The following is a 9,552-nucleotide window of genomic DNA, read 5'->3' as shown; positions in this document are numbered from 1 at the left end:
GACGGCCAGCGGGCGGGACTCGTCGCCCCGGGGGTCCTCGTCCTCGTCGACGTGACCGCTGGCGGGGATCGACGCGACCTGCGCGGCGTCGGTCAGGTGCATCGGCCCGTAGCCGCCGCTGGTGCTCGGCTGCCCGGAATGGGTGTCCCACCGGGACTCCAGGTACGACACGGCGAGCAGCACGCTCTCCGGCACGCCGTACTCGGCGGCCGCGGCGGCGTACTGCTGCTGCCGGTCGTCGGCCGCGGCGGTCCCCGCGGGGAGCGGATCGGCGGCGACGGCCCGGTGGTGAGCAGGGCGGTGGCTGCCGCGACGGCGGCAGCCAGCAGGACACGTCTGCGTGGCACGGCGATGGGGCGCATCGAACCTCCAGGTGGGGCGGGGGCCACTGCACGCACACCCTCGCCCCGGGAAACGGCCGCTGTCAATAGCCTTCCTGCTAATCACGATGCATGAAAAAAACCTTCACCGGCGGCTTCGGTCCGGGATCGGTCGTCGCGTCAGGATCAGCGGCGGTTGTACCGGTACATCGTCAGGGTCCCGAAGACCACGACGAAGCCGGCGCTCCACAGCAGCGTCCACATCGTGCTCGACGCGTCGGAGGACCCCGACATCGCCGCCCGCACCGAGGCCACCAGCTGCGTGACCGGGTTGACCTTGACGAACGCCTGAAGCCAGCCGGGCATCGTGGCCGGCTCGACGAAGACGTTGCTCAGGAACGTCAGCGGGAACAGCACCATCATGCTGACTCCCATCACGGACTTCTCGCTGCGCAGGATCAGGCCGAAGAACGTCCACACCCAGGAGAACGCGAACGAGAAGACCACCAGCAGGCCGATCCCGGCCAGCACCCCAAGCAACCCGCCGCCGGGCCGGAACCCCAGCGCCAGTCCCACACCGAGGATGACCAGGGCCGCCAGGACGTAGCGCAGCACGTCGCCGAAGATCATGCCGACCAGCGCGGCCGGCCGCCAGACGGGCAGCGTACGGAAGCGGTCGAAGACGCCCTTCTCGATGTCGGTGTTGAGACCGACGCCGGTGTACATGGTGATCATCACGACGCTGGTCACCATGATCCCGGGCAGGAAGAACTGCAGGTAGTCCCGCGGGCTGTCGGCGAGGGCGCCGCCGAACAGGTAGGTGAACATCAGCACCATGATGATCGGGAACGCCGTCACGTCGAACAGCTGCTCTGGCACGTGCTTGATCTTCAACATGGCGCGCCAGCCGAACGTGAGCGACGCCGACAGCGCCGTCGGCCGGGGCGGTCGCGCGCCCGGCGCGAGCACGGTCTTCAGGGCCTCGGCGGACGGTACGTAGACGGACGGGGCGGGCCCGGTCGTGGTGGTGGCGGTCTCGCTCATCGGGCTGCCTCCAGCTCGTTGTCCTGCTCGTCCACGGTGGCGGCGGGATGGTCGGTCAGGGCCAGGAAGACCTCGTCCAGGCTCGGCTGGCCGACGGAGAAGTCGTCCACGACGATGCCGGCGCTGGCCAGGTCACCGAGGGCGCGGGCGGCGTGTCGGGTCGCGTCGAGGTCGCTGCCGCCCCCAGCGACCCGGGCGGTCATCGCGACCGGGTCGGCGTCGAGCTGCACCGGAACGCCCAGCGCCGCCTGCAGCACCTGCTCGGCCTCGGGCCGCTGCCCCGGGTCGCGCAGCCGCAGGTGGACGGTGCCGGAGCCGACGGACGACTTCAGCTCACCCGGGGTGCCCTCCGCGATCACCCGGCCGTGGTCGATCACCGCGATCCGGCCGGCGAGATGGTCCGCCTCGTCCAGGTACTGGGTGGTCAGCAGCACCGTCGTGCCGTGCGCCACGACGGCCCGGACGATCTCCCAGACCTGGTTGCGGCTGCGTGGGTCCAGCCCGGTCGTCGGCTCGTCGAGGAACAGCAGGTCGGGAGTGTTCAGGATGCTCGCCGCGATGTCGATGCGCCGCCGCATGCCGCCTGAGTACTTCTTCACCTGGCGGTCGCCCGCCTCGGTCAGGCCGAACGCGGCGAGCAGGCTCTCGGCGCGGTCGCGGGCCGCCGGCTTCTTGAGGCCCAGCAGGCGACCGAGCAGCACGAGGTTCTCCGTGCCGGTCAGATCCTCGTCCACCGAGGCGTACTGGCCGGTCAGGCTGACCCGGGCGCGGACCGCGTCGGCGTCGTGGACCACGTCGTGACCGAAGACTCTCGCCGTGCCGCCGTCGGGACGCAGCAGCGTCGCCAGCACCCGTACCGCCGTGGTCTTGCCGGCACCGTTCGGGCCGAGCAGGCCGTAGACCGTACCGGCGGGGACCTGGAGGTCGATGCCGTTGAGCGCCCGGGTCTCGCCGAACGCTTTGGTCAGGCCCTCGGCCTCGACGGCCGGGCCGGTGGTGCGTCTAGTCATGATCTCAACCCTTCTCTCCCCCATCCCGGACAGCACCTGCCGTCGCACCGCGCGGACCTGACCGGCGGGGCCGCACGCCGGGGACGCGGTGCGGCGCCGTCACCGTGCTGAAGACCTGTTGAACCGGCCGACCGCGTGCAGGCCGATTGAACGGCAGCCGTACGACACGAAATCGAACGACGTGGCCGGCCACTCCGTCATACGCCTGGTGGGTCGCCTCTTTCAACGAGGCCAGGAGTGTGGTGGTACTCGGGAATCAGCCGGAAACCGTCGGAGCCACGGTGCGCACCCACTCGGCGAGGGCGGCCTGGCCGGTGAGGTGGTCGAGGCCGACGATGGCGGCGCCGCGCAGCGAGCCCTCGTCCCCGTGTGCGGCGTCCACGACGGACGGTGGGCTGGCCCGGTGCAGGGTCATCAGACCGTCGGTGTAGGCGGTGTCGAAGGCGTCGGTGGCGGCGTGCCGTAGGGCGGGGCCGAGTCCGCCGAGCGTGATCAGGTCGGGGTCGTGGGTGTTGGCCAGACCCGCGATGCCGCTGCCGAGGGAGGTCGCGACGGCCCGGACCGCTTGCCGGGCGCGCGGGTCCACAGCGCAACGGTCGAGGACCTGCCCGGCGTAGCGCCGCGGGTCGGCGGGTGGGGGTTCGCCGAGGTGGCGGGCGAGGCCACGGCCGTCGACGTCGAGGTCCCAGCAGCCGCGGGCGCCACAGGGGCAGCGTTGTTCCCGGTCGCCGAAGGGCAGGTGGCCGTACTCGCCGGCGGCGCCGTGCGCGCCTGTCACCGGTACCCCGGCGATGGTCAGCGTGCCGCCGATGCCGACCCCGACGATCAGGTGCAGGGCGGTGCCGGCCGCGACGGCGGCGCCGGTGCGGGCCTCGGCGACGCCGGCGAGGGTCGCGTCGTTGCCGAGCAGCAGCGGCAGGTCTGTGCCGGCGGTGATGGTGGTGAGGTCGACCGAGCGCCAGCCGAGGGTGGCGGCCTGTACGAGGTGTCCGTCATGGACAGTGCCGGCGACCGCCAGCGATACCGCGCGCAGGCGCGCGCCGTACCGGTTCCGGGTCGCCTCGACGCTCTGCCGTACGGCGGCCAGCACGGTGGCCGGCTCGCGGGTGCGGTGGGAACTACGCCGCACCTCGTGCAACTGCCCGTCGATGGTCGCGACGGCGTGTCGCCAGTCCTCCTGCCGCAGGTCGACGGCGAGTACCACCGGCCCCTCGGGGTGCGGTCGCAGGACGGTCGTGGGCCGGCCCGTCCCCGCGTCGGCGCGGGTGTCTCGGTGAGCAGGCGCAGCTCACGCAGCCGGGCGGTGATCTCGGTGGCGAAGCCGCTGGTCAGCTGCAACTCGGCGGCCATGGCGGCCCGGGTGATGCCGGGACGCCGGTGCAGCGTGGCCAGCACCTGCGACGCGGTGAGCCAGCGCGCCGCCTCGGCGCGGTGCCGGGAAGGACTTGCCATGAGCGGGTCTCACCACCTTATCCTCGGCGTGCGAGTATATTACGGGAGGTGACCATGGACGTGTCGTCGGTCGGTGCGGTGCTGTTGGACATGGACGGCACTCTGGTGGACTCCGACGCCGCGGTGGAGCGGGCGTGGCGGGTGTGGGCGGCCGAGTACGGCGTCGACCCGGAGGCGGTGCTGGCGATCGCGCACGGCAGTCCCGCCGACCGCACGGTGCGTCGACTGCTGCCGGGCCTGGACGACGCCGCGGTGGCTGCGGCAGCGGACTGGCAGCTGGCGTTGCAGTACGACGACCTGTCCGACGTGACCGCCACCCGTGGTGCGCCGGCGCTGCTGGAGACGCTGGCGAGGCTCGGGCTGCCGTGGGCGGTGGTGACCAGCGCCGACAGCCGGCTGGCGAAGGCCCGGCTCGGCGCGGCGGGGATCGACGCGCCGGTGCTGGTCACGGTGGAGGACGTCACGGTGGGCAAGCCGGACCCGCAGGGTTACCTGCGCGCCGCCGAGCTGCTCGACGTGCCGCCGGCGCGTTGCCTGGTCGTGGAGGATGCCGACGTCGGCCTGCGGGCCGGGCGGGCCGCCGGCGCGATGACCGCCGCGCTGAAGGGGCTGGACGGCGATCTTCGCCTCGATGACCTGGGCCAGCTGGCGGAGCTGCTGGCCGGGGCGGGTCCACGTCCGTAGCAGCGGGGCGCGCCGCTCGGGCGTCTGCGCCCGGTCTTGGGGCGGGCACCGGGGTCGCCGTGGCGTCACGAGGGAAGCCAGCGGTCCAGGTAGGTGGTCAACTCCGCCAGGTCCGTGCCGCCCGACCGGTACCCGACATGGCCGTCGGGGCGGACGAGATACAGGCCGCTGGCACCGGGGGCGAGGCCGAGCCGGCGCAGCGCGCGGGCGGCGGGGACCGCTCCCCCCGTGCTGTCGGATTCGGTCAGCCGGTGCACGGTGAGCCGGCTGGAGTACCGCTGCGCCAGTCCGGCCGGATCGCCCGTCGGCCAGGCGGCCGGGGGGCCGCAGAGCAGCAGGTGCCACCGGGGCGCAGCCGTGAGCCGGTGGAGCGTGCCATCGTCGGCGCCGGGAACCGGCGCGTCGGGCAGCCGGTCACCGGCCCGGGGGCCCTTGCGCGGCGGGCGAGGGCCGTCGGTCGACAGCGGGCTCCGCCGGTAGCCGATGCCCAGCTGCGACACCGTGCGGAAGGCGGTGGCCCGCACGAACCGGGGGGCGAGCACCGCGGGGATAAGCGCTGGGGCGAGGCGGCCGCGGACGAAGCGGACGACCGGGTTGGTGGAGGTGGCCGCGGTGAAGGCCCGGTCGGTGAAGCGCAGCACCATCCGGCCGACCGGCGCCCGCTCCGTGTCGTAGGTGTCCAGCAGCGCCGGATCGGCGTTGCCGCGCAGCGCCTCGGCGAGTTTCCAGCCGAGGTTGACCGCGTCCTGGATGCCGGTGTTCATGCCCTGCGCGCCGGCCGGGCTGTGGATGTGCGCCGCGTCGCCGGCCAGGAACACCCGCCCGGCCCGATAGCGGGTGGCGGCGCGGTGGTGCAACCGGAAGTTGGTCATCCAGACCGGGTCGTGCAGCCGCACCGTCGCGCCGGTGTAGGTGTCGGCGAGCGCCTGCACCTCGTCGAGGGTGACCGGCGACTCGGGCGGGGGCGCGTCGGCGCGGGGACGCATCACCAGCAGCCGCCAGCTGGCCGGGTGCTGCAGCGGGAAGAGGAACAACGTCCCCTGTCCGGACACGAACGCGTGCGCCGCGCCGCCGGCGACGCCGTCGGCCTCCAGGTCGGCCAGGACGAACGTCTGCGGGTACGCGCCGCCCTCGAATCCGATCCCGGCGAGGTGGCGCACGGTGCTGTGCGCGCCGTCGCAGCCCACCACGTACCGTGCCGACACCGGTTCCTCGCGGCCGTCGGCGTGCCGCAGGGTCGCCGTCACGCCGTCCCCGGTCTGGTTCATCCCCACCAGCTCGACGCCCCGCTCGACGCCGAGCCCCGCCGCCGTCAGGTGCTCGCCCAGGACGCGTTCGGTCTCCGCCTGGGACAGGAACAGCAGATGGGGGTACGCCGTGTCTCCCAGGCCCAGGTCGAACAGCGGCACCGCCCGCACCCGGCCGTGGGCGTGCAGGCACAGCCGGACCGCGGGGTTGCCGCCGGCCAGCAACTCGTCCGTGACCCCCGAGCCGGCGAGGACCTCCAGGGTGCGCGGTTGAATCGCCAACGCCCGCGACTCGTGGGCCCGGTCGACCGCGCGGTCGACCATGCGGACCCGCACGCCGAAGGCGGCCAGCTGCGCCGCCATGGCCAGCCCGGTGGGCCCCGCCCCGACCACGAGCACGTCGACCGCGGTCACGAGCTGACGACCCGTCGGCGGCAGGGGCCCACGGTCGATCTCGGCGCGCGCCTGGTCAGGGGCCGGAGCCCGATCACGGACGACATGGCGACCACCTCACACCCCTGGCGAGCCCGGACCTGCCGACGTCTCGCTCCGATCTTCGCCGCGTCAACGCCGGTCGGCAACGTCACTTCACAGAATAAAAACTTGCAGGCTACGCAAGTTTCCTCGTAGCGTCGCCGGAGTGACCGTAACCGAGCAGGCCGCCACCGGGCGCCGGGACCGCAAGAAGCGGCTGACGCGGGCGGCGCTGACCGCCGCCGCGCTGCGGCTGGTCGCCGAACGCGGCCTTGAGCACGTGACGGTGGAGGAGATCAGTGAGGCCGCGGACGTCTCCTCGCGAACCTTCTTCAACTACTTCGCGAGCAAGGACGACGCGCTCATCGGTGACCAGGCGCTCGACCGCAAGCGGATCGTGGTGCTGCTGGTCGCCGCCCCGCCGCAGGTGCCGGCGCTGGAGGCCGTCCGGCTCTCACTGGCCGAGGCCATCGAGACGATGCAGGCCGACCGGGAACTGTGGCGGCTGCGGCTGGCGGTCATCGCCCAGAACCCCGCGCTGCTGCCCCGGTTGATCGCCGGCAACGCCGAGACCGAGCGGGCGATGGTCGAGGCCATCGCCACCCGCCTCGGTGTCGATCCCGACCACGGCCACCCGGCGCTGGTCACCGCCGTGGCCGGCGCCGCCTTCCGCACCGCGCTGCTGCGCTGGGCCGCCGACACCGAGCGCCGGGCACTGCGCGACCTCGTGGACGAGATGTTCGCCGCGGTCGCCGCCGGCCTGCCGGATCCAGCGCCCGCCTCCTGACCACCAGTTCCCCGCCCCGGCACGTCCGTTCCGGGGCCAGCCATTCCGGAAACACCCGAAAGAGAGCGTCAATGACCACAACCGCCCCGCCCGCCGAGCCGGCCGAGGTCGGCACGCGCATGTCGCGTCGGGAGGTTCTCCAGGCCCTCTCCGGCCTGATGGTGGGCATGTTCGTGTCCATCCTCGCCTCCACGGTGGTGGCGAACGCCCTGCCGCGGATCATCGCCGACCTGCAGGGCAGCCAGACCGTCTACACCTGGATCGTCACCAGCGAACTGCTCGCCATGACGGCGACCGTGCCGCTGTGGGGCAAGATGGCCGACCTGTACAGCAAGAAGCTGCTGATCCAGCTGTCGCTGGGGCTGTTCGTGGTGGGTTCGCTGATCGCCGGCTTCACGCCGAACGTGGAGGTGCTGCTGGTCAGCCGGGTCGTGCAGGGCATCGGCGCCGGCGGCATGACCGCGCTGGCCACGATCGTCATGGCGGCGATGATCCCGCCGCGCGAACTGGGCCGCTACGCCGGCATCTTCGGCGCGGTCTTCGGTGTCGGCACCATCGCCGGTCCGCTGATCGGCGGCCTGCTCGTCGACACGTCGTGGCTGGGCTGGCGGTGGTGCTTCCTGATCGGGGTGCCGTTCACCATCCTGTCCATCGTCCTGCTGCAGCGCACCCTGCACCTGCCGGTCGTCCGCCGCAAGGTGAAGATCGACTGGTTGGGCGCGGTGCTGATCACCTCGGGCGTCTCCACCCTGCTGATCTGGTCGTCCCTGGCGGGCAACAAGTTCGCCTGGGCCTCGGGCTGGACGGCCGCGATGGTCACCGGCGGTGTGGTCCTGCTGGCGCTGGCGGTCCTCGTCGAGTCGCGGGCGGCGGAGCCGATCGTCCCGCTGGACATCTTCCGCAACCGGACGGTCTCGCTGGCCACGGTCGCCAGCGTGCTGGTCGGTGTCGCGATGTTCGGCGGCACCGTCTTCCTGTCCCAGTACTTCCAGATCTCGCTGGGCAAGTCGCCGACCGTCGCGGGCCTGATGAGCCTCCCGATGATCTTCGGTCTGCTCGTCTCGTCGACGATCGCCGGCCAGCTCATCACCAAGTTCGGCCGGTGGAAGGCCTACCTGGTGGCCGGCGCTGCGGTGATGACCGTCGGGATGCTGCTCCTGGGCACCATCGACGCCCGCACCAGCGTGGTCGTCCTGTCGGTCTACATGGCCGTGCTGGGCATCGGCGTCGGCATGCTCATGCAGAACCTCGTGCTCGCCGCGCAGAACGACGTGCCGGCCCACGAGCTCAGCGCCGCCACCTCCGTGCTGACCTTCTTCCGCAGCATGGGTGGGGCCATCGGGGTCAGCGCGCTCGGCGCCGTCCTGGCCAACCGGGTGACCTCGCTGATGACCGAGAAGCTCGGCCCGGCCGCGGCGACCGGCGGCGGCTCCGCGGAGGTGCCCGACCTGTCCACCCTGCCCGAGCCGGTGCTGCGCATCGTGCAGGACGTGTACGGCACCGCCACAGCCGACCTGTTTCTGGTGGCCGCGCCGATCGCGCTGCTGGCGCTGGTCGTCGTGCTGTTCATCAAGGAGAAGCCGCTGCACACCCTCAGTGGCGACGAGCGACGCGCCCAGGAGGAGGCGGCCGCGCAGGTGCCGGTGCACTGAGCGGTGCCACGGTGACGGGGGCGGGCCGGTCGGCCCGCCCCCGTTCCATGTCGCCGCCGCGTCCGGCCGGAGCCGGGCGTGACCCACCCGCCCGACGGCACCCGCTCCCCCGGTGGATCGGGCTAGAGCGCCGCCAGGTCGGCCGGGGTGTCCACGTCGGCCGGCGAGCCGGCACCGTCGCACGGCACCGGGACGACCAGGTCGGCCCGGGCACGCAGGAAGTCCCGGGCGCCCCGGTCGCCCACCGCGTGCCGGGAGACCATCGGCCAGGTCGCCCGGGCCAGCAGCACCGGGTGACGGCCCGCCCGGCGTAGGTGGCCACCGCGACCGACGCGCCGGCCGCGTACGCCGCCCGGACCCGGCGGACCGCCGCCGGTTCGAGCGACGGCTGGTCCACCAGTACCACCACCACCGCGGCGGCGTACGCGGGCAGAGACGTCAGGCCGCAGCGCAGCGACGTCCCGAGTCCGGCACGCCACCGCCGGTTCAGCACCGGCACCGCCCCGGGCAGCGCCGGCAGTGCCTCCGCGCCCGCGCCGATCACGACGTGCACCGGCGTGCACCCCCCGGCCCGCAGCAGGCGCACTGCCCGCCGCACCAGCGGCTCCCCGTCGACCTCGACGAGCGCCTTCGGCTGGCCGAAGCGGCTACCGGCTCCGGCGGCGAGCACCAGCCCGGCGACCGTCATCGCACCTCCGCCGCCCGCCGGGGCGTGGCGGGCAGGCCGGTCCGGTGGATGGGGCCGGTCAGCCCGGTCAGCGGCCGCCCGCTTCCCCCGTGCCGGAAGGCCACCAGCTCCGCCGCGATGGCCAGCGCGATCTCCACCGGGGTACGGCCGTTGAGGTCCAGCCCGGCCGGCGCGGCCAGCCGGTGCAGCTGCGC

At 73.3% G+C, this 9,552-nt stretch carries 9 protein-coding genes and 2 pseudogenes; 3 read left to right on the top strand and 8 right to left on the bottom strand.

What is annotated here, in order from left to right; all coding sequences use genetic code 11:
* From JNW89_RS18165 to JNW89_RS18150, 4 genes and pseudogenes are all read right to left on the bottom strand, one after another.
* Nucleotides 1–195: pseudogene (locus tag JNW89_RS18165) on the bottom strand (hypothetical protein); the annotation flags it as partial.
* 311 nt (nucleotides 196–506) lie between these two features.
* Nucleotides 507–1,364, bottom strand: coding sequence for an ABC transporter permease (locus JNW89_RS18160; RefSeq protein WP_238449822.1), 858 nt, complete (start codon nucleotides 1,362–1,364; stop codon nucleotides 507–509).
* Nucleotides 1,361–2,374, bottom strand: coding sequence for an ATP-binding cassette domain-containing protein (locus tag JNW89_RS18155; RefSeq protein WP_238449821.1), 1,014 nt, complete (start codon nucleotides 2,372–2,374; stop codon nucleotides 1,361–1,363). The genes JNW89_RS18160 and JNW89_RS18155 overlap by 4 nt, the downstream gene beginning before the upstream one ends.
* A 256-nt stretch (nucleotides 2,375–2,630) precedes the next feature.
* On the bottom strand, nucleotides 2,631–3,578 hold the full coding sequence (locus tag JNW89_RS18150; RefSeq protein WP_238449820.1) for an ROK family protein: 948 nt from the start codon (nucleotides 3,576–3,578) through the stop codon (nucleotides 2,631–2,633).
* Between the two features lie 302 nt (nucleotides 3,579–3,880).
* Between JNW89_RS18150 and JNW89_RS18145 the strand changes: the two genes are divergently transcribed.
* A complete protein-coding gene (locus JNW89_RS18145) occupies nucleotides 3,881–4,510 on the top strand; it encodes an HAD-IA family hydrolase (protein WP_238449823.1) in 630 nt (209 codons plus the stop codon).
* A 65-nt stretch (nucleotides 4,511–4,575) separates the two neighbouring features.
* On the opposite strand, the gene JNW89_RS18140 is transcribed toward JNW89_RS18145, so the two are convergent.
* On the bottom strand, nucleotides 4,576–6,171 hold the full coding sequence (locus JNW89_RS18140) for an FAD-dependent monooxygenase (protein ID WP_238449819.1): 1,596 nt from the start codon (nucleotides 6,169–6,171) through the stop codon (nucleotides 4,576–4,578).
* 226 nt (nucleotides 6,172–6,397) lie between these two features.
* Here JNW89_RS18140 and JNW89_RS18135 point away from each other — a divergent pair, with 226 nt between their 5' ends.
* Together JNW89_RS18135 and JNW89_RS18130 are read left to right on the top strand one after the other, a co-directional pair.
* On the top strand, nucleotides 6,398–7,018 hold the full coding sequence (locus JNW89_RS18135) for a TetR family transcriptional regulator (RefSeq protein WP_238449818.1): 621 nt from the start codon (nucleotides 6,398–6,400) through the stop codon (nucleotides 7,016–7,018).
* Between the two features lie 71 nt (nucleotides 7,019–7,089).
* Entirely contained in the window at nucleotides 7,090–8,670 is a 1,581-nt protein-coding gene (locus JNW89_RS18130; protein ID WP_238449817.1) for an MDR family MFS transporter, read from the top strand.
* 122 nt (nucleotides 8,671–8,792) lie between these two features.
* Here the strand turns inward: JNW89_RS18130 and JNW89_RS37710 are convergent, their stop codons facing one another.
* From JNW89_RS37710 to JNW89_RS18115, 3 genes and pseudogenes are all read right to left on the bottom strand, one after another.
* Entirely contained in the window at nucleotides 8,793–8,960 is a 168-nt protein-coding gene (locus tag JNW89_RS37710) for a hypothetical protein (protein ID WP_238449824.1), read from the bottom strand.
* 44 nt (nucleotides 8,961–9,004) lie between these two features.
* Nucleotides 9,005–9,358, bottom strand: a pseudogene (locus JNW89_RS37705) (NTP transferase domain-containing protein); the annotation flags it as partial.
* Nucleotides 9,355–9,552 (bottom strand): XdhC family protein (locus tag JNW89_RS18115; protein ID WP_238449816.1); only part of this gene is annotated, 198 nt, incomplete at its 5' end. The gene JNW89_RS18115 and the pseudogene JNW89_RS37705, both read right to left, overlap by 4 nt.

The sequence above is a fragment of the Micromonospora sp. 4G55 genome, from assembly GCF_016803375.1.
The sequence above is the reverse complement of the archived record's forward strand: the minus strand, read 5'-3'. Positions and strand labels throughout refer to the sequence as shown.